The following is a 21,303-nucleotide window of genomic DNA, read 5'->3' as shown; positions in this document are numbered from 1 at the left end:
TATTGCCTTAGGCCGACCCTTGCGGTCACGGACTTCAGGCACCCCCGGCTTTCATGGCTTGACGGGCGGTGTGTACAAGGCCCGGGAACGTATTCACCGCGCCATGGCTGATGCGCGATTACTAGCGAATCCAGCTTCGTGGGGTCGGGTTGCAGACCCCAGTCCGAACTGAGGCACGTTTTAAGGATTGGACCGCATTTACATACGGCCGACTCGCTGTACGCGCCATTGTAACACGTGTGTAGCCCCGGACGTAAGGGCCGTGCTGATTTGACGTCATCCCCACCTTCCTCACACCTTACGGCGGCAGTATTCACAGAGTGCCCGGCTTTAACCGATGGCAACTGAAAAAAGGGGTTGCGCTCGTTATGGCACTTAAGCCGACACCTCACGGCACGAGCTGACGACAACCATGCAGCACCTCCACCAATGCCCCGAAGGGAATGAATATCTCTATTCAAGTCAATGGCAGTTCAAGCCCGGGTAAGGTTCCTCGCGTATCATCGAATTAAACCACATGTTCCTCCGCTTGTGCGGGCCCCCGTCAATTCCTTTGAGTTTCACCGTTGCCGGCGTACTCCCCAGGTGGGATGCTTAACGCTTTCGCTTGGCCACCGACCAAAAAAGGCCGACAGCGGGCATCCATCGTTTACCGTGCGGACTACCAGGGTATCTAATCCTGTTCGATACCCGCACTTTCGAGCTTCAGCGTCAGTTACGCTACAGCAAGCTGCCTACGCAATCGGAGTTCTTCGTGATATCTAAGCATTTCACCGCTACACCACGAATTCCGCCTGCTTACTGCGTACTCAAGATTCCCAGTTCGCGCTGCACATCACCGGTTGAGCCGGTACATTTCACAGCACGCTTAAAAAACTGCCTACGCTCCCTTTAAACCCAATAAATCCGGATAACGCCCGGACCTTCCGTATTACCGCGGCTGCTGGCACGGAATTAGCCGGTCCTTATTCATGCGGTACCTGCAAAAAGGGACACGTCCCCAACTTTATCCCCGCATAAAAGCAGTTTACAACCCATAGGGCCGTCATCCTGCACGCTACTTGGCTGGTTCAGGCTTACGCCCATTGACCAATATTCCTCACTGCTGCCTCCCGTAGGAGTCTGGACCGTGTCTCAGTTCCAGTGTGGGGGACCTTCCTCTCAGAACCCCTACCGATCGATGCCCCGGTGGGCCGTTACCCCGCCGGCTGGCTAATCGGACGCATCCCCATCCATTACCGATAGAATATACCTTTCGTCCAAATTAGATGACTGCTTCGGACTGCATACGGAATTAGGCCGCCTTTCAACGGGGTATGCCGTAGTAATGGGAAGGTTGGATACGCGTTACTCACCCGTGCGCCGGTCGCCATCAAAAGTTGAAAACAACCTCCATGATGCCCCGCGACTTGCATGTGTTAAGCCTGTAGCTAGCGTTCATCCTGAGCCAGGATCAAACTCTACATTGTAAAATATTAATTAAGGTATAAATGGATAAACAAAAAAAGGAAAAAGGAACAGCATAAACTGCAAAACCTAAATACCTAAAAGAATATCACCAAATACCTAAAATGTCTGTATTAAAACGCTCATAAGTTAGCTCAAATTGGATCACAAACGATATGCAAATGACAAAATATAACCCGAATCAAGGATATAAATGACAAAGTCGAATGATTTTCCTACCCTATCCATAAAACACATCAAAATAATAAATAAAAAGACATGGCTACGGATAGCTTTTTCGTACTACTTCTTCTGTCTCCTATGTAAATTAGTCAAAGAACTCTTTCTAACATACTACCCCCACATCTGAGGGAAAGCGACGGCAAAAGTAATACAAAAATATAAAACCGCCAAATATTTGAACAAGAAAATGAAAAAAGAAAGAAAAAAAGAATCCCCAAAAAAGAAAAATGAACACGAATATTACTTATAAACCGTGTAAAGTTATACTTTTATTCGTATACTTCTTCTATCCCAAAATCGTCCGCAGAATCTTCACCTTTTAAACATGGATCATAATCTTTAGGCAAACCAAAAGATGCATGAGGATTATATCCTAAAGCATGATCTCTATACACCTTTTTCATATAATACGCCCAAATAGGAAGTGCCATTGTAGCTCCCTGCCCCATTTGCATCGAATCAAAATGTATATCTCGATCTTCGCCACCAACCCAACAGCCACTTACCAATTCCGGGGTAATTCCCATGAACCAAGCATCAGAATTTCTATTTGTTGTTCCGGTCTTACCACCTATCTCTCCTTCTATATTATATTTATATCTTAATCTGCCAGCAGTACCCCCATCAACGACAGCCTGCAGCAAAACAAGCATTTTATTCGCACTTTCGTCACTAATAACCTCATTCATTCTTGGTTGAAATGAAGCTATAACATTGCCCTCATTATCCTCTATGCGAGAAACATAAATAGGAGCTGTACGAATACCGTGATTTACAAAAACAGTATATGCACTTACCATTTCTGCAACAGAAACTTCACAAGGCCCAAGACTAAGCGACATAGAAGGATATATATCAGGATTGTTAATTCCGTAATCATGCAACAAGCTCACAAATTGCTGCGGATTTAATTTACTCATGAGGTATGCCGATATCCAGTTATTGGATTGTGCAAGTCCCCATTTTAACGTAACCATCTGCCCATACCTGCTATGACTTGCATTACGTGGTGTCCAAGGACGGCCGGCCACCATGTACGTATGTTGTACATTCGGGGCCTTATCGCAAGGAGAAAAACCATTTTCCATTGCCAAAGAATACAAAAATGGTTTGATAGTAGAACCAACCTGTCGTCTCCCTCCCGTTACCATATCATACATAAAATGAGAGTAATCAAGTCCCCCAACGTAGGCTTTCACATACCCCGTTTTAGGATCCATACTCATAAATCCTGCACGTAAAAACGATTTATAATAACGTATAGAATCTATCGGTGTCATTGTTGTATCAATATCTCCATGATACGTAAAGACAGTCATATCCACAGGAGTATGAAATGATTTCTTTATTTCGACATCTGTCGCACCTGACGCTTTCAAATTTTTATAGCGATCACTCTGTCGCACAGCACGAGACATAATAGAATTTACCTCTGCCGAAGACAATAAATTTGTAAACGGAGCATTTACTTTTTTACGATTTTCTCTCGAAAATGCCGGTTGCAGAAACTTCGCCACATGCCCATAAACTGCTTCTTCTGCATATTTCTGCATACGGGAATCTATTGTTGTAAAGACCTTCAAACCGTCTGTATAAACATTATAAGGGCTGCCATCTTTCTTAAAATTCTTATTGCACCAACCATAGAGAGGATCTGATGCCCATGCAATGGAATCGAGCACATATTGATTTTTATTCCATGAAGGATAATTAGTCTTTTCCGGAATTGTAGCCATCATGTACTGTCTTAAGAACTCACGGAAATAAGTAGCACTGCCATCCTTATGATCTGTACGATGAAAGTCCAGCACAAGAGGTTTATCGCTATATTCATTGTATTCTGCACGAGATAAATATCCGGCTTTTTGCATTTGCATGAGAACCACATTACGCCTCTCTGTACAACGTTCAGGATATCTTACAGGGTTAAAAAGAGAGGGATTTTTGCAAAGTCCTATCAATGTAGCAGATTCTTCTACAGTCAAGTCAGCCGGTTCCTTATTAAAATAGGTATTAGCCGCCGTCTTAATTCCTACTGCATTATGAAGGAAGTCGAAGTAATTCAAATACAAAGCGATAATTTCTTCTTTAGTATAATTCCGCTCAAGTTTTACAGCAATCACCCATTCGATTGGCTTTTGAAGAATTCTTTCCAATGTGGTCTTCGCGCTCTCCGAATATAATTGCTTTGCCAATTGCTGCGTTATGGTCGATCCGCCACCAGCACTGGCTTGTCCCAACAAACCTCTCTTTACGACAGCCCTGCCCAATGCAATGAAATCTATTCCCGAATGTTCATAAAAGCGTTCATCTTCTGTAGCGACCAATGCATGGACAAGGTGCGGAGAAATCTTAGAATACGGTATAACAATACGATTTTCTTTGTTGATATTCCAAGTTCCTAATACTTTTCCATCAGCGGAATACACTTGCGTAGCAAATCTGTTGATCGGATTTTGCAAATCTTCGATAGGCGGCATATAGCCAATCCAGCCGAACCATATCGCAGTAAACGACAACACTCCGGCAAGCAATGCTACAATAAGTACTCCCCAAAGAATATGTATAAACGCCTTTCTCATTCCGAGTTGCTAAAAAATATTTGATGCAAAAATACAATATTCTTTTGAAATAAAGCATATAAACAAAAAATTATGATTATCTTAGCACACGAAATCGTAACATTCAACAAGATATAAATGGGAAAACATGATTTTGTGACCATTGCCGATCTCTCTAAAGAAAAAATCATGTATCTGATAGAGATGGCACAAGAGTTTGAGAAATATCCTAACAGAGAACTACTTAAAGGTAAAGTAGTAGCCACCCTTTTCTTCGAACCATCCACCCGCACACGTCTTAGTTTCGAAACTGCAGCCAATCGGCTTGGTGCCAAGGTCATAGGCTTTTCCGACGCAAAAGCCTCAAGTGTCACCAAAGGAGAAACGCTGAAAGATACTATTCTCATGGTTAGTAATTATGCGGATATCATTGCTATGCGTCATTATATCGAAGGAGCAGCCCAATATGCAAGCGAAGTGTCCCCCCAACCGATTATCAATGCCGGCGACGGAGCTCACATGCATCCTTCACAATGCCTGCTCGATCTCTATTCTATTTATAAGACTCAAGGCACTCTCGATAATCTTAACATCTATCTTATAGGCGACCTGAAATATGGACGCACGGTACATTCTTTAATCACCGCCATGCGCCATTTCAACCCGACTTTCCATTTTATTGCACCCAAAGAGCTGGCTATGCCTACCGAATATAAGATATATTGCAAGGAACACGGCATAAAATATCAAGAGCATACTGCTTTCAATGATAAAGTAATAGCCGATGCAGACATTCTATATATGACTCGTGTGCAGAAAGAACGCTTCTCCGACCTGATGGAGTATGAACACGTCAAAAACGTATATATCTTGAAAAATGAAATGCTGCATGCCGCCAAACCCAATATGCGCATCCTTCACCCGCTTCCACGCGTTAACGAAATCGCCTACGATGTAGACGATAATCCACATGCCTACTACATACAACAGGCACAAAACGGCCTCTATGCGCGAGAAGCCATTTTCTGTTACTGTCTCGGAATTACATTAGAAGACATCAAACAAGACAAAACTATTATTCATTAATCGAACATGGACAAGAAAGAACGTTTGGTTGCTGCCATCGAGAACGGTACGGTCATCGATCATATTCCTGCCGAAAAAACTTATCAGGTAGTAAACCTACTGAGTTTACAAGACCTCGATACTCCCGTTACCATAGGCAACAACTTCATATCCAGAAAGGTTGGAAAGAAAGGAATTATTAAAGTTTCCGACAAATTCTTTACCAACGAAGAGATCAGCCGCCTCTCTGTTGTTGCCCCAAAAATTGTGCTCAACATCATTAAAGATTATGAGGTTGTGGAAAAAAAGACGGTCGAAACTCCCGATGAACTTCGCGGTATTGTAAAATGCAACAACCCCAAATGCATTACAAACAACGAACCTATGGATACTATTTTCAACATTGTCGACAAAGACAAGGGCGTTCTTAAATGCCACTATTGCGATACCGAGCAAGATATAAGTAAGGTAGAGTTATGCTAAGTTTCCCCCTTCCAGAATGCTATAACATGCATTAAGTAATATAACAAATAACATTTATAATCATGCAAAGAGATCAAGAGATTTTCGATTTTATCGAAAAAGAACACCAGCGCCAGCTAAAAGGCATGGAATTGATTGCTTCTGAAAACTTCGTAAGTAATGAAGTAATGCAAGCAATGGGCAGTTATCTCACAAATAAGTATGCAGAAGGGCTTCCCGGAAAGCGTTATTACGGCGGATGTCAAGTGGTAGACCAAGTTGAAGAATTGGCACTCGAGCGGGTTAAGAAACTATTCGGTGCCGAGTTCGCCAACGTACAGCCGCATTCCGGTGCACAGGCAAATGCCGCTGTATTGCTTGCGATCCTGAAGCCCGGCGACACTTTTTTAGGCTTAAATCTTGATCACGGAGGTCATTTATCTCACGGAAGCCGCGTCAACACATCCGGCATTCTCTACAATCCCATAGGTTACAACCTCAACAAAGAAACCGGCCGTATAGATTATGACGAAATGGAAAAACTGGCTCACGAACACAAACCCAAACTTATTATCGGCGGAGGTTCGGCTTACAGTCGCGAATGGGATTACAAACGTATGCGACATATCGCCGACGAAGTAGGAGCACTCCTGATGATAGATATGGCTCATCCGGCCGGATTGATTGCAGCCGGACTGCTCGAAAATCCGGTTAAATATGCCCATATCGTAACTTCTACTACGCATAAGACACTACGCGGACCACGCGGAGGCATTATCCTAATGGGGAAAGACTTTGCAAATCCTTGGGGACTTACTACCAAAAAAGGCGAACTCAAGATGATGAGTCAACTGATCAACAGTGCTGTTTTCCCCGGTACACAGGGCGGCCCATTGGAACATGTCATAGCTGCAAAGGCGGTAGGTTTCTATGAAAACCTGCAACCCTCTTGGAAAGAATACGCAACACAGGTGAAACTCAACGCCTCTGTCCTTGCACAAGAACTTACAGATCGTGGTTTCACCATCGTTAGCGGAGGCACAGACAATCATTCTATGCTTGTAGACCTTCGCACGAAATACCCCGATCTCACAGGTAAAGTGGCAGAAAACGCCCTTGTTGCAGCAGACATTACGGTAAATAAAAATATGGTTCCTTTCGATACCCGCTCTGCATTCCAGACAAGTGGCATCCGTCTTGGTACAGCAGCCATGACCACTCGTGGCGCAAAAGAGAATATGATGAAACTTATTGCCGAACTGATAGAGGAGGTACTCAACGATCCTGAAAACGACCGATCGATCGGCCATGTACACCAGAAAGTAAACGAAACGATGAAAGATTATCCTCTTTTCGCATATTAAAGAGGTACTCATAACAAGAAGAGAATTGGGAAGTTACCCCAATTCTCTTTACCTGTCTTTATCGCTCTTATTCAGAATAAATGGTACAGTATATTATAATAGGATTTGTTTTATGCCTTTCCGTCGGTTATGCCGGCTATCGCATCTACCAAGCCATACGCCATGCCGACGACAAATGCTACGGATGCAAGGGCTGTGCCATACACGATCAATTTCTTTTACAGCAAGGTAAAGGCAAGAGAAAACCGAGTTGCTACCATAAAAAGTAAATAAAAATTTGGTTGGCACAATATTTTATCTTATCTTTGCACACGCATTAAGCACCATGGTACCTTGGCCGATCGGTTAGGTAACGGTCTGCAAAACCGTGTAGGGCAGTTCGACTCTGCCAGGTACCTCAACAAGAAGGGAATTTCTCATGAGGAAATTCCCTTCTTCTATATCAACACTCCCGCTCCTGTTCTTTCCGTTACTGCTTAAAAAATGAACAATCTTATAACCGCATCAGCAATTTATTATTCTCATGAACTTTATATTCGAATAACACGAGTACAGCAGACAACGGAAAACATTACGAATGATAGAATTGCCAAGAGCGTCTTGTTTTTCAATCGGCTATAACCGAGAATTACAAAAACTGCTCCGAATAAGACACATCTACGTTATAAATATTATAGTTGCACAAATGCTCTATCCGCCTTACATATACGATATAAGACGGATAAAACGATGGTGTGTGTTTATTAAATATCTTATTCAACAAACACACTATTTCTTTTTCAGCAATTTAAGATACTTGCCGTAGCCCTCTGACTCCATCTTATCTTCGGGGATAAAACGTAGCGAAGCACTGTTGATACAATAACGCATGCCGCCCGTTTTGGCAGGACCGTCGTTAAAAACATGGCCAAGATGCGAACCGGAACGCCTGCTTCTTACCTCTGTACGAACCATACCATGAGAACGATCGGTAATTTCAACAAGCAAAGAATCATCAATTGGTCGCGAAAAAGCAGGCCATCCGCAGCCACTGTCGTACTTGTCAGAACTAATAAACAGTGGTTCTCCGCTCACGATATCCACATAGATACCCGAACGAAACTCGCCATCGTATTCGTTATCATAAGGGCGTTCGGTAGCCGCATGCTGGGTTACCTCGTACTGCAAAGGGGTAAGTTTTTTCCTTAACTCCTCGTCTGCCGGTTTTTCGAACTTCATATTTCCGTTTAAATTCATATTCTTTTCGGTTTTGTTATCCTTTGCAACAGAGCAACTCATAAGAAACAAAGCTGCCACACTCATCGATAGTTTTAGTACATTACACTTCATAATATATAATTTTAATAATCCTGAAACTTATTATTTCTATAGTTTATTCCTGTTCTTCTCCATGCAAAATGGGAAGTGAGATATGATATTTTACAGCCAAAAAGCGCACAAGACAGATAATAACAAAAGTGACAACGGCCACAATCCCTACACTGAATCCTGCATACATGAGTAACCAATAAACAAGACCGCCGAGAATGCTCGCCATGGCATATATCTCTTTATGAAAGATAACGGGCTCGTTGTTGAGAAGCACGTCGCGGATAACGCCTCCGGCCGCACCGGTAATACACCCCATAATGATAGCCACCCAAAAAGGGTGCCCACATGCAAGCGTCTTCTGTAGTCCGGCAATGGTAAACAATGCCAACCCCAATGTGTCGAAAGCGAACCATGCGTTATCGAGACGCTTTAAAGAGCGAGAAAACACAATAACGAATACCTGTGCAAGAACCGTACAAATGATGTAAAGAGAGGAAGTCATCCAAAAAGGTGTTACGCCCAACATCACATCACGAATAGTACCGCCACCTATCGCAACAGCAAAACCGCACACAAATCCACCGAACCAATCGAAATGCTTTGCCGCTGCATGACGTATTCCGGATATGGCAAAGGCAAAGGTTCCCACGAACTCTATTATCTGCTGTACAGTATGAACGATCTGGATATCTTCGTAGAACATCTATTTATTGACAACGTTTTGTGGTACTCCGTCTACAAAAGCTTTCACATTAGCCACTGCAATATTCACTAATCTTCGGCGTGCCTCAATGGTCGCCCACGCCACATGAGGCGTAAGATAAGCGTTGGGTACTCCGAACAAAGGGTTATCCTCTGATGGGGGTTCTGCACACATTACATCGGCACCATAGGCTGCCAAGTATCCCGAACTGAGCGCATCGGCCACATCCTGCTCGTTCACAAGCGGACCGCGAGCGGTATTAATGAGAATAGCCCCGCGTTTCATCTGCTTCAGACTGTCTTTATTTATCATTTCGCGCGTAGATTCGGTAAGCGGACAATGCAATGTAAGAACATCACTCACGGCAAGCAGTCCCTCCATCGTTGTCTTCCGAATACATTCGGGAAGATCGGAAGCATTCTTGCTCGTAAAAGCATACACATCCATCCCGAACTCATGAGCTATACGGGCCACTCTACAACCGATATCACCAAGTCCGACAATACCGATTGTTTTTCCTGCGAGCTCATGAAACGGCGTATCCCAATAGCAGAAATCGGGATTGCGGCTCCATCTTCCTTCGCGTATCTGCGCAGTATAATGCTCTACCCTATTCGTGATAGTAAGAATATGTGCAAAGACCATCTGCGCCACACTGTTTGTACTGTATGCCGGAATATTACAAACAATAATGCCGCGCTTCTTGGCCGCATCGGTATCTATAATATTATAACCCGTTGCAAGTACTCCTATATATTTCAGTTTCGGCAGTTTATTCAATACATCCGATCGCAACGTCACCTTATTGGTAAGTATAACATCCGCATCTCTGGCACGTTCCACGACATTCGCTTTCGATGTGCGGTCGTAAACCGTAAGTTCCCCGAACTCTTCCAATGTCTTCCACGAGAGGTCGCCGGGATTTGCACAATGGCCATCCAATATTACAATTTTCATCTGCTAAAATTCCTTTCTTCTTTAACATTATTCATTAAACCTTTCACCCCAACACCGACGCATCTGCAGAAACAGCTTCTCTTCCGACGGCGAATGCTGCGGATGCCATATTCTGATATCTTGCAAATCGTCGGGCATATATTGCTGTACCACGAAGTGATCGGGGAAATCATGACTATATTTATAGCCGTCATGATAGCCCAGCTGCTTCATAAGTTGTGTCGGTGCGTTACGCAAATGCAAGGGCACAGGCTGATTACCCGTTTCTTTTACAATGCCGAGGGCCGTATCTATTCCTAAATAAGCAGAATTACTTTTAGGACTGGTTGCCAAGTAGACTGCCGCTTCGGCAAGCGGAATACGCCCTTCGGGCCACCCTATCTTCATTACAGCATCGAAAGCTGCATTGGCAAGCAGCAAGGCATTAGGGTTTGCCAAGCCTATATCTTCGGCGGCACTGATAACAAGTCTTCTTGCTATGAACTGCGGATCTTCCCCACCTTCGATCATCCGAGCCATCCAATAAAGTGCTGCATCCGGATCGCTACCGCGGATACTCTTGATGAATGCAGAGATAATATCGTAGTGCATTTCACCGTCTTTATCGTATGCGAGCGGGTTCTGCTGAAGACGGTTTACCACCACCTCGTCGGTAATTTCGATGGTTTCGCTATTCGCAGACTCTACAACAAGTTCCAAGATGTTCAACAATTTACGGGCATCGCCGCCGCTATACCGAAGTATGGCTCCGGTTTCCTTTAATAGAATATGCTTTTTTCGCAATTCTACATCCTGCGTAACAGCCCTTTCAAGAAGGCTCAGCAAGTCTTCCTTTTCAAGAGATTTCAATACATAGAGCTGACAACGCGAAAGCAAAGGCCGGATTACCTCGAACGAAGGATTTTCGGTAGTGGCACCGATCAACGTTACAACGCCCCGCTCTACGGCACCGAGAAGAGAATCTTGCTGCGATTTGCTGAAACGATGTATCTCATCTATAAACAAAATAGGTGAAGCTGTATTGAAGAATTTGTTGCTTTTGGCACGTTCGATGGCATCTCGAACGTCTTTTACACCACTCGTTACGGCGCTAAGGGTATAGAATGGGGTTTCTAATTTATTTGCAATAATCTGTGCAAGCGTAGTTTTCCCTACCCCCGGCGGTCCCCATAAGATAAACGAAGATACACGGCCGGCATCGATCATCTTGCGAAGCACCGCCCCCTCTCCTACTAAATGCTGTTGCCCCACATACTCGTCAAGCGTGCGCGGACGCATTCTCTCTGCTAATGGCTCACTCATGTTGCAAAGATACATAAAAGATCGATGATTGATAGATAGCATATATTGTTTTTTTATTTCATTTATTTTTTCTTGCAAAAAGTTTGCGAATTAAGAATTAAGTACTTACATTTGCAGCATAAAAATATAGAAAAACGAACAAGAGACAACGAAACAACACTATTTAAAAACAAATTTAACACCGCTCACCAATCGCAACAATTTTGAATTAAGCATTTAAAAAGATATGAAACAGCAAAAAGTTTTAACTCTAAAAACATTGACTAAGAGCAATGTATGGGATATTCAGGAGAACGACATCTTCCGCATGTGGGAGGCAGCAGAAAAAGACGCCGATCTTAAAGGCAACATGCGTCATTATGTTGATATCATTCGTAGCGCATTCGATATCGAAGAAATAAAGATAGACAAACCCGAGGTGGTTGCCAAATACGAGGAACGAGGCTTCAAAACCGGACTGGTACGCATTGATGACTCTGCAAAAGTCCGTTGGGCAATTAAGAAACGTCCTATCATGCGCGTAACCGATCTTACCTACGAGAATATACGCCATATCTCTGCGACCAAACTTATCGAAGTGTTGGAACGTAATTTCGGCGGCGGTTGGGAGTCGCTTTCGCAAAGTATTCAGGATATTATCACGAGCGGTTTCGACATAAGTACGACCACACTCCCCAAAGACCGTCTTCACAAACCGGGAGGGACATATGAGAAAAAACTTAACGATGGCTTCGAAGTTCTGGAGATACCCAAGGGTTCATGGGTAGAAGCAATCTTTGCCAAAGAAAAACCTGAATTTGAAAAACCTAAAATGAAATTCGAATCTGAAGAAGAGGAAAAGGAGCAAGACTCCAATACACCTGAAAATGAAGGCGAAGAAGAGTTGAACAAAATAACGGACAATGATACAGAAGATGAAGATGATGATACTTTTGATGAAGATAAGCTGACCGAAGAAAGCTATCGCACAACCTTCGATACAGAACCGGAAGACTTGAATATGGAGGCGGAAGACGTCTCCGATGAAAACGATGATTATTAATTATTGTCGATTTTTTCATCAATTAATAAAAGCACGAATCAAACATTAGCAAGACTAAATTCTTTTAACTTAATTAACCATAAGAAAAACGCAGGTATTGTTTTACGTATATACTTGCGTTTTTATTTTAAAGAAACACATATTAAAATAGATACATATCTTTTTAATTTTTAGAAACTTAAATTTATAATTACAGATGGTAATAAAAACATATATTCTTATTATTTCGTTCTTTTAGATCGAACAGGAATATTATCTGTAAAAACAATGATGAAAGTTCAAATAAAAAAATGCCCGATATCTGATGTAGATATCGGGCATTTTATTTCTTTAAAAATCTCTTTAGAAGAAAAGGTAACGATTATCAACTACCTTAGCGTTAATATATAATTCGTTCATGAAATTACTTGCATATTGCAATGCCTTTTGGCGAAGTTTTTGTTCCTCGGCCTTGTCATCGAACTTAGCCTTGCGGTCTGTCTTGTTAACTACTTGGAAAAGATAGACTCCTGCATTACCTTTCACGGGTTTTGCACTAAACCTGCCTTTCGCTGTAGCTGCAACAGCACCGCTCAAAGCAGGTTCACTCGCGCCGGTAGACAAAACAAATACCGGTGCAGAGAAAGTAACCTGATCTATAGGAGAAACCTTACCACCCTTGGCTTTAGCCGATGCTAAAGAATTTACACCATTCAATTTGTTCATAAGCTGCTCTGCTTTCTTATCTTTCAGCACCTCTGTTTTTACTATCTCCTTTACCTGTGGATCATTCAAAGAACGATAGCCGACCGGATGTATCTTATCGAGAACCATAATGAGCAGATGATTATTATCTCCACATTCGAACATTTGAGACACGTCGTTTTCGTCTGCATCGAACACCCATTTCACAGCCTCACGCGTTCCACGAATACCGGCAATATAATGAATTGCTGTCGTCAAATCTTTTGCTTCCTGCACCTTATAACCGTTTTTCTGCGCATTCTTCACAATATCGTCAGCTGTTTGGTTGGTACTTGCAAAAGAACTGAATTTATTATAAGCAGCAGAATAGGTGTCACGCGAAAACTCAATATTCTTCTTAATCACAGCTGCAGTATATTTAGGTATTATACTCTTACGGTCAACTACCTGAAGAATAATATTCCCCTGTACAACCGGAATATTCTCGATGGCATTCACTGCTGCCGTGTTCAACACGCTGATATAAGTCTTGGTATCCTTATCCATCGAAGGTGCATTCTGATACTGTGCCGTAGTTATCCATGTTTTTTCACCAGTCTGCCCATATCTTTTAGCAATAGCCTCGAAATCAGCTCCGCCTTTCAATGCTGTATAAATGGAATCTGCTGTCTTATGAGCAGCATCAACAGTAGCACCACCAACTTGAATCATACGATATTGAATAGAATCCGGCAACTGTTGCTTAGCCACCAACTTTATTAAATTCAACGTATTATCTTGTTTATTTTCAACTGGTCCGTAAGTCTGTCCTACCGACATTGAGTCAAGATGTGCAGCAATATCTGCAGGAAAAGCCGTCTTAGCCACAGGAATACCAAGATAGTTGATTACCGACGTACTCTTTTTTACAACATCTGAAGGATCGGTAGCAGCAGCAAGGTCTTTCGCATAACCAGTAAAATCTTTTTGAAGAGCTGCACGATCTTGTGAAGAAGGCATAACCTCAATATCCACATATTTTATATCTCGGCTCTCCACATACTGCCTAAAACGAGCTTTCAGCTCATCGTACTTAGCTTTCAAGTCTGCATCTGTCACCTGCACCTTATCATCGGCTATACTCGAATAAGGAAACGCAGCAAGTTCTATCCGACTTTCTTCGTTTTCATCCTTAAATGCCATCTTGGCTTCTATAGGATTAGACAGCAAACAATGGGCAAACAAACTCTGATATTTCTGAGAAAGTATCTGCTGACGAAGCGTTTTCTCTACAAACGACCAATACTTATAAATCGTATGATATTGTTCTGCAAGTTGCGAATTGGTAGTCTGCTGACTCCTATAATCGGCAAGGAACTTTTTCAAGGCGTTTGCATCAAAGCGACCGGTCTGCTGATTTACAAACGGCGTTTGGAGAAGCATGGGATTTGTTCCTTGGTTTAATATATTCTGCAATTCTTCATCTGTTACAATAAGACCAAGCTTTTCGGCCTCTTTCTCAATTATCTTAGTCTGAACATACGTATTCCAGACCATATCTTTTACTTGGTTCAATTGTTCATCATTCAGATTGTTCTGTCCTTGCTGCATTTTAATAACCTCGGTATATTCGTCAACAAGCTTCTGAAATTCTTGAACATCAATGTTTTTACCTAACACTTGACCAATCTGTTGACGTTGCTCGTTTTGTCTCGATTCGCAAGTGCGAACACCTTCTTCTACAATAAATGCAAAAAGTGCAATACCCAACACAGTTATCAGGATTGTACCTTTTCCTCTGATTTTTCCTAATGCTGCCATTTTAAGTTATTATTTATTATTCTTTTTGTCATACCATAGAAGCACAAAAATATATACACTTATCAATCCTCCATATAAATTATTTTTGTGCTTTCTGCATTAAATGCGTACAAAAATACTAAAATATTATCAAACTACAGAACTTTTAATATAAAAATTGCCTTTAAATCCACTTATTACAACACATCAGCCTGTCACGGTTAATTTCACAAGTTCTATTTTTGTCATAGTATTTTTTATAATCTTAAATTCAAACTTGTCTATCCTGATGATTTCGTTCAATTTCGGAAAACTTTGATACTCGTGCAAAATAAGACCGCCAACAGTCATATATTCATCACTCTCAGGCAAATCCAATCCAAACATTTCATTCACCTTATCAATTTCCAAACGTGCGGATAAAAGATAGTTACCATCATCGAGTTTTTTCGCCACATACTTCGTACTGTCGTGCTCATCTTCTATTTCTCCGAATATCTCTTCCACAATATCCTCAAGTGAAACGATACCGCTTGTTCCTCCGAACTCATCAATTACTACTCCGAGACTCTTTTTCTGCTGGAGTAATATTTTCATTAACTTTTGTGCTGCCATCGTTTCAGGCACGAAAGGCATCGTACACACATTTTCTTTCCAACGATCAGGATTACGAAACAGTTCCGAACTGTGTATATAACCTATAACATGATCTATATCTTCATTATACACAATCAGTTTACTATTCCCGCTTTCTATAAACTTCTGCTTAAGTTCCTCTATAGTACATTCATTGATATCTACTGCATTAATTTCCGTACGTGGTATCATACAGTCGCGCACCTTTGTATCAGGAAACTCCAATGCGTTCTGGAATATTTTTACTTCATCTTCTATCTCTTCATCACTTCGCGCATTATCAATGCTCGAATTTACAAGATAATCCAAATCTACTTTAGAGAAGCCCTCGTCGTCGGTTTCCTTATCCATCTTTATACCGCCCATCCGTAAAAGACATTTGGATAGGAAAGTCGACAAACGACTGATCGGCCACAAAATGATATAAAATAGATAAGCCGGTACTGAAAACAAACTAAGCAGACGATTGGGATTACTCTTAAAAAGCGTTTTGGGCAAGAACTCTCCCGTGAAAAGTACGATAAACGTAGAAAGAATGGTATCGGCAGGCACGGTAAATGCAGCATCCATTCCACGGAATATCGTATTGTCAAACAAGCGAGCTATCAAGATACCATATATAACCAACACAATATTATTACCTACCAGCATGGTACTTACAAAGCCATTAGGATGGTGATAGAAGAGAGAAAGCAGTTTTTGAGAGAGTCCGCTCTTTTCTTTGTCCATCTCTGCAAGCATCCTATTACTCGAGACAAACGCAATTTCCATTCCGGAAAAGAAGCCCGACAAGACCATCATAACGATGATACTTATTATAAGAGGTATATCTATATCCAAACCGATAAATGTATTTTAAATGAATATATATAATTTAAGCTTAGTCTAATTTCCGATCTTACGCTGCGGAGGAGCTTGCAGCCTTAATTTCGCTTTTGTCGTATCAGGAGCGGAGGTTAGCGTATCTCCCTCTCCGCTAAAGTCGTTCTTTTCAAAAGAACCACGACTATTCGAAACAAAATACTTCGTCATTTTTTCATCACTTCTAAAGTAGCTCCCTTCCAATGTACGTTCAGGGGTAACGAGATGAGAATAGACATGCGAATATAGTTCATGATTTCGTTCATCCCAAAACAGTTGTTCACTGGTAAACCGAAGTCCATCTTTCGTCAAAATATGTACTCTGCTACGTAATTCCCATAGACGTCTCTCGTTGAAATAGTAAGCCGTGTCACATTGTATATACGACTGTACGTGAAATTTTTCATCGAATTGCTCCAAAAAAAGCCCCTTATCGAATATCCATCGCTGCGGATGTAAGTTTTCGTTTACCTCCCATTTCTCGGTTACAATCCTATATTTTATCACTCCCGAGTCGGATATCAAGGTATTTACCCCATAACTTATCATCATAGCCACGGAATCTCGCTCGCGTATCGCCGGTGCAATATGTTCTTTCTGTTCCTCACAAGAAGCAAAAAACAGAAGAAGAAGCGTAAATGAAAATACAGAATACCTCAAAGTCTCTACAATAGGATGTTTCTTTTATTCCACTTTCCACTTCGCAAACCAACGCTCGTTGAAAGTAAGTCCGATATTGATTCTGAATGTATTTTCCTTGATCAATCCCGTTGCTTCTCTATTTACCCACTGCGCCGATATATTCAGAATGGAACGGTTGTTATAGCCATTTACGATAGGAATGCCGAAACCTGCACTTACACTTAGTTCTTTCGGCCCATCTTGCCCGTTTATTTTTAAATAAGGTGTCGCGTACGAAACTCCCGCACGATAACGTATACGTTTCAAGAAACTGCGACTATTCATATCTTGGCAATACTCTCCTCCAAAAGTCATCTTATGACGATCCTTGAACAAGTCGGTCTGAAGAGCGTATTGCGGTACATCATTTACCACATTATACACCGGATATTTCACCGATGACCACTTTTGAAAAGAGTAATCCAGTCCTATCTTCCATTTCGAATGATGATCCCACATGATGCCGGCAGAATAGGTAGACGGCAATTCCAAGCCATTTTCTATCTTATATACGGCAGTATCGGCAACTCCGGTCTGGGTATTCCTTGAAATAACCCTACACTCCGGATCGGCATTAAGTTTGTGCCCAAAATCATAGGTGACGCCCAAAGTCACGGCATCTTTCTTCGATACCTGCGCAGTATACTGCATACCGAAGTTTACTTTATAACTTCTGGTAGAAGAATTATAGTATTTCGACAGCGTATTTACATTAGCATCGCTGTAGCTATTTATTACGGATCTGTTTATAGTCCCCCACAGATAAGAGGCATTCACACCGACAGAAAAGCCCTTAAAAGGCTCCCAACCTGCACCTAAATATACTTGATGAAGACCGCCATCTCCTGCATAAGTATTGGTATAGGTAGTAGACGAGGCTGCCGCACTGCCTCCTACATATTGCGTATTGGCATAGTTATAACCTACATTAGTAAAAGGAATGATACCGAAGCTAACACCTACATGGCGTGCAGCACGAAATCCGGCAACTACATACTCGAAATCGGCATTATTGGCATTTACTTTTTTGCCATTTTCACTGAAGTTTGTCAACTGTAAAGACAAACCTGTATCGAAAATAAAACTCAGAGAATCGAGCGCAGAATACGAAGCCGGATTCAGATAATTTACCTGATTATGTTCACGAAACCCCAGTCCTAAACCATTCATTCCCCGATTGAAACCGCTCGACTGTTCAGTAAGTTCTCCCAAACCATACGCACTATAAGGCGAATTGGTACCACTCTGAGCAAGCGCTGTCGTAGATATTGCAGCCATGAAAGCAGCGCATATTATTTTTTTCATTTTCCTCTATAATTCTTATTTTTGGTTGCAAAAATATCGAAAAAATTCGAAATAAGGGCACGATAACTGCAAAATATAAGCTATTTTTGCATCGTGAAACGTTTTAATTATATTTTAAGGTGCGCATGGAGTGTTATTTTTATGTTATTAACAACGGTCTATGCGAATGCTCAAACCGACAACGCTTTGTTACAAAGCATGGACTCTGTAGAGATAGGACTGCTCACCTGCGGGCCCGGAGAGGAGGTTTATTCCCTTTATGGCCATACGGCAATAAGGTATCATGATAAAGGCAGAGATCAAGACTTGGCCATCAACTACGGCATTTTCTCATTTAAACAGAAATTCTTCATACTGCGCTTTGTCTTCGGACTCACCGACTACGAAATGGGTATCATACCTTTTAATGCCTTTGTCGACGAGTATCAGGCGGCCGGACGATGGATCACAGAACAGAAACTGAACCTTACGCGCGAAGAAAAGTGGGCCATTACACAAGCCATCGATGAGAATTATCGCCCCGAGAATAGAGTTTACAGATACAATTATTTCTACGATAACTGCACCACTCGCGCAAGAGATATGATTACGGATCATATTCAAGGCAGCGTAGTCTATGCTGTCGATACGCAGACATCGGCAACCTATCGCAGCATGATCCGTCAATGGACTGCCTCGCACCCGTGGGCAAATTTCGGAAACGATCTGCTTCTCGGCGTTAAGGCTGATGCTAAAACGAGCTACACCGCCCGACAATTCCTACCCGACAGCCTTATGCAAGACTTTGCCCATGCCATTGTAATCGACACACACGGGCATCGCAGGGCTTTGGTAGACTCTACATTCCACATTCTCTACGAACCTGATCCCGATGGAATTATGCACTCTTCGTTACCCATGCCGATAACATGCGCACTGATTTTCTTATTGATTGTATTGATAGTTTGCGCCATCGAATGGGGTACTAAACGTGTATGGTGGGGGTTCGATATCTTGGTAATGACGTTAGATGGCCTTGCAGGCCTAATACTCTTCCTGATGATCTTCTCCAAACATCCCGCCGTGAGCCTCAATTTCCAAATATTGGCACTTTGTCCTTTATCGTTATTTTTCGTATATCCTACGGTCAAGAGACTTAGAAATAAACAAATCCATACTTATTTGCCATTCTGGGGAGCATTACTTTTACTTTTCTTTGTATTAGGTTATTGGCAGAGCTATGCAGAAGGTATGTTTATTGTGGCACTATCTTTGCTTATACGTATCACGTGGTTGTATTACAGCTGCAAAAAAATCTATAAAACAACGAAATGAATAAATATATATCTGCGCTTATTTTGGCAACATTAACGGGCACGGAAGCCTATGCACAATCGCTGCAAGTCGCTCCACGCCTCGTGGTCAACATCAGTATCGATCAACTGCGCACCGATTATATAGAACATTTCGCCACTCTGTATTCACCAAACGGCTTTAAAAAACTGCTACAGCAAGGTACCGTGTACGAAGCAGCAAGCTATCCGTTCGCTCCGGTAGACCGTTCATCGGCCATAGCTGCCATTTCTACGGGTACTACTCCTTATTATAATAATATCATCGGTACGCAATGGCTCGACCGCAATACACTGCGGCCACTGTTCTGCGTAGATGACAGCAAATACAAAACCTCTCCGCAAAACATGTCTACGTCGACAATTGCCGACGAACTCAAAATATCTACCAACGGTGCTGCTATCGTATATGGAATTGCAGCCGACCGTGATGCTGCCGTATTGTCAGCAGGTCACGCAGCTGACGGGGCCTTTTGGATAGATGAAAAGAGCGGAGATTGGGTAACATCTCAATACTATTCGCAAAACGGGCAGAAATGGTTGAACTCTTACCGTAGCGTTAATGTGAAACCATCTAAGGCAAAGACTCTTACTAACGATGCCGTTAGCGACATTGCTATCAGCTGTATTAATGGAAATGCCATGGGGCGCGACGAGAATACGGATTACATCTCCATCACACTCTCGGCCAAAGCAACTGACAATTCGGCACAATGGCGCATCGGTATGGAGAGTGTCTATCGTGGCCTCGATCATACTCTATCCTCACTACTCAGCCATATAGAACAGAGTGTTGGTGCACAACACGTGCTTTTTGTACTCACAAGTACAGGCTATACCGACGATCCGAAGGTAGACTTTGCCAAATATCGTATCCCCACGGGAACATTCTATATCAACCGCACGGCTAATCTGCTCAACATGTATTTGGGCGCTATCTACGGGCAGGGGCGTTATGTAGAGACCTGTTTCCACAACCAAATTTACCTGAACCGGAAACTTATCGAAGACAAGCGCATCTCGTTCTCCGACATTATTTCGCGTTCAAAAGAATTTCTTGTACAGGTCTCGGGCGTCAGAGCCGTACAAGAGAGTCCTTACAACCCATCTATCAGTGGCGATCTTATCATAGAAGTTTCGCCCGGATGGCAGCTTTTAAACGAAGACAACCACGAATCGTACACATCGCGTGCGGCATTTATCCCCTTTCCCATTATTTTTTACGGAAGCGGAATAAAGCCACAACGCATCAATACCCCTGTTACGGTAGACCGAATTGCGCCTACCATTGCCAAAGCCATACAAATACGGGCACCGAATGCCTGCAAAGCTGCACCGTTGCAATAACGGCATGCAGAAAGCAGAAGGGTGGTTTATGTCGGATATATCCGTGGTATAAGTCTATCATACTATATATCTGACTGAAACAGATAGCATATCTGTCATTTCCACAACATACACCCATCTCTGCTTTACCGCCGATACGGCAGTAATCTGTCTCTGCAATATCATCGGCAAATAATTATTCCATAAATGGCAGATTACCGATTATTATTCGTAAATTTGCACA

Annotated in this window: 15 protein-coding genes, 1 tRNA gene, 1 rRNA gene and 1 pseudogene; 8 read left to right on the top strand and 10 right to left on the bottom strand. The window is 42.3% G+C overall.

All coding sequences use genetic code 11. The features are described 5' to 3' along the window. Nucleotides 1–1,469: ribosomal RNA gene (locus tag HMPREF0663_RS01625) — 16S ribosomal RNA — on the bottom strand; the annotation flags it as partial. A gap of 489 nt (nucleotides 1,470–1,958) precedes the next feature. After that, nucleotides 1,959–4,271 (bottom strand): transglycosylase domain-containing protein, encoded by a 2,313-nt coding sequence (locus HMPREF0663_RS01620; RefSeq protein ID WP_004368325.1) that lies wholly within the window; start codon nucleotides 4,269–4,271, stop codon nucleotides 1,959–1,961. A gap of 117 nt (nucleotides 4,272–4,388) precedes the next feature. Between HMPREF0663_RS01620 and pyrB the strand changes: the two genes are divergently transcribed. The 5 genes from pyrB (at nucleotide 4,389) to HMPREF0663_RS11885 (ending at nucleotide 7,539) form a co-directional block, all read left to right on the top strand. After that, nucleotides 4,389–5,336 (top strand): aspartate carbamoyltransferase, encoded by a 948-nt coding sequence (gene pyrB / locus HMPREF0663_RS01615; protein WP_004368324.1) that lies wholly within the window; start codon nucleotides 4,389–4,391, stop codon nucleotides 5,334–5,336. Nucleotides 5,337–5,342: 6 nt separating this feature from the next. Continuing rightward, entirely contained in the window at nucleotides 5,343–5,798 is a 456-nt protein-coding gene (locus HMPREF0663_RS01610) for an aspartate carbamoyltransferase regulatory subunit (RefSeq protein WP_004368323.1), read from the top strand. A gap of 62 nt (nucleotides 5,799–5,860) precedes the next feature. Then, nucleotides 5,861–7,141: a serine hydroxymethyltransferase gene (glyA, locus tag HMPREF0663_RS01605; protein ID WP_004368322.1), complete on the top strand. Its 1,281-nt coding sequence runs from the start codon at nucleotides 5,861–5,863 to the stop codon at nucleotides 7,139–7,141. Nucleotides 7,142–7,221: 80 nt separating this feature from the next. Beyond that, nucleotides 7,222–7,410 (top strand): hypothetical protein, encoded by a 189-nt coding sequence (locus HMPREF0663_RS01600; protein WP_004368321.1) that lies wholly within the window; start codon nucleotides 7,222–7,224, stop codon nucleotides 7,408–7,410. Between the two features lie 58 nt (nucleotides 7,411–7,468). Further along, nucleotides 7,469–7,539 (top strand) — tRNA-Cys (locus tag HMPREF0663_RS11885). Between the two features lie 373 nt (nucleotides 7,540–7,912). On the opposite strand, the pseudogene msrB reads toward HMPREF0663_RS11885, so the two are convergent. From msrB to HMPREF0663_RS01580, 4 genes and pseudogenes are all read right to left on the bottom strand, one after another. Beyond that, a pseudogene (gene msrB, locus HMPREF0663_RS01595) lies at nucleotides 7,913–8,377 on the bottom strand (peptide-methionine (R)-S-oxide reductase MsrB); the annotation flags it as partial. 136 nt (nucleotides 8,378–8,513) lie between these two features. Next, the gene (locus HMPREF0663_RS01590) at nucleotides 8,514–9,155 is read right to left on the bottom strand and encodes a trimeric intracellular cation channel family protein (protein WP_004368318.1); all 642 of its coding nucleotides are present in this window, start codon (nucleotides 9,153–9,155) and stop codon (nucleotides 8,514–8,516) included. Beyond that, a complete protein-coding gene (locus HMPREF0663_RS01585; RefSeq protein ID WP_004368317.1) occupies nucleotides 9,156–10,112 on the bottom strand; it encodes a D-2-hydroxyacid dehydrogenase in 957 nt (318 codons plus the stop codon). It abuts the gene before it with no gap. A 27-nt stretch (nucleotides 10,113–10,139) separates the two neighbouring features. Next, complete coding sequence (locus HMPREF0663_RS01580; protein WP_004368316.1) at nucleotides 10,140–11,414, bottom strand: replication-associated recombination protein A; 1,275 nt, start codon at nucleotides 11,412–11,414, stop codon at nucleotides 10,140–10,142. A gap of 226 nt (nucleotides 11,415–11,640) precedes the next feature. Between HMPREF0663_RS01580 and HMPREF0663_RS01575 the strand changes: the two genes are divergently transcribed. Continuing rightward, the gene (locus HMPREF0663_RS01575) at nucleotides 11,641–12,456 is read left to right on the top strand and encodes a hypothetical protein (protein WP_004368315.1); all 816 of its coding nucleotides are present in this window, start codon (nucleotides 11,641–11,643) and stop codon (nucleotides 12,454–12,456) included. A 342-nt stretch (nucleotides 12,457–12,798) separates the two neighbouring features. Here the strand turns inward: HMPREF0663_RS01575 and HMPREF0663_RS01570 are convergent, their stop codons facing one another. The 4 genes from HMPREF0663_RS01570 to bamG all read right to left on the bottom strand — a co-directional run bounded on the left by HMPREF0663_RS01570 (nucleotide 12,799) and on the right by bamG (nucleotide 18,402). Beyond that, nucleotides 12,799–14,940 (bottom strand): peptidylprolyl isomerase, encoded by a 2,142-nt coding sequence (locus tag HMPREF0663_RS01570; RefSeq protein ID WP_004368314.1) that lies wholly within the window; start codon nucleotides 14,938–14,940, stop codon nucleotides 12,799–12,801. 186 nt (nucleotides 14,941–15,126) lie between these two features. Further along, the gene (locus HMPREF0663_RS01565) at nucleotides 15,127–16,356 is read right to left on the bottom strand and encodes a hemolysin family protein (protein WP_016665590.1); all 1,230 of its coding nucleotides are present in this window, start codon (nucleotides 16,354–16,356) and stop codon (nucleotides 15,127–15,129) included. Nucleotides 16,357–16,440: 84 nt separating this feature from the next. After that, nucleotides 16,441–17,076, bottom strand: coding sequence for an LptA/OstA family protein (locus tag HMPREF0663_RS01560; RefSeq protein ID WP_004368312.1), 636 nt, complete (start codon nucleotides 17,074–17,076; stop codon nucleotides 16,441–16,443). Nucleotides 17,077–17,100: 24 nt separating this feature from the next. Further along, on the bottom strand, nucleotides 17,101–18,402 hold the full coding sequence (gene bamG, locus HMPREF0663_RS01555) for a BamG family beta-barrel-assembly machinery protein (RefSeq protein ID WP_004368311.1): 1,302 nt from the start codon (nucleotides 18,400–18,402) through the stop codon (nucleotides 17,101–17,103). A gap of 141 nt (nucleotides 18,403–18,543) precedes the next feature. On the opposite strand from bamG, the gene HMPREF0663_RS01550 reads away from it, so the two are divergent. Together HMPREF0663_RS01550 and HMPREF0663_RS01545 are read left to right on the top strand one after the other, a co-directional pair. Continuing rightward, on the top strand, nucleotides 18,544–19,716 hold the full coding sequence (locus HMPREF0663_RS01550; protein ID WP_004368310.1) for an Lnb N-terminal periplasmic domain-containing protein: 1,173 nt from the start codon (nucleotides 18,544–18,546) through the stop codon (nucleotides 19,714–19,716). Then, complete coding sequence (locus tag HMPREF0663_RS01545) at nucleotides 19,713–21,080, top strand: alkaline phosphatase family protein (protein ID WP_004368309.1); 1,368 nt, start codon at nucleotides 19,713–19,715, stop codon at nucleotides 21,078–21,080. Before HMPREF0663_RS01550 ends, HMPREF0663_RS01545 begins: the two co-directional genes overlap by 4 nt. Nucleotides 21,081–21,303: the final 223 nt, after the last annotated feature.

This window comes from Hoylesella oralis ATCC 33269 (genome assembly GCF_000185145.2).
In the GTDB taxonomy this organism is placed as follows: Bacteria; Bacteroidota; Bacteroidia; order Bacteroidales; family Bacteroidaceae; genus Prevotella; species Prevotella phocaeensis.
Note: the sequence above shows the minus strand (reverse complement) of the source record. Positions and strands in the feature narration are given on the sequence as shown.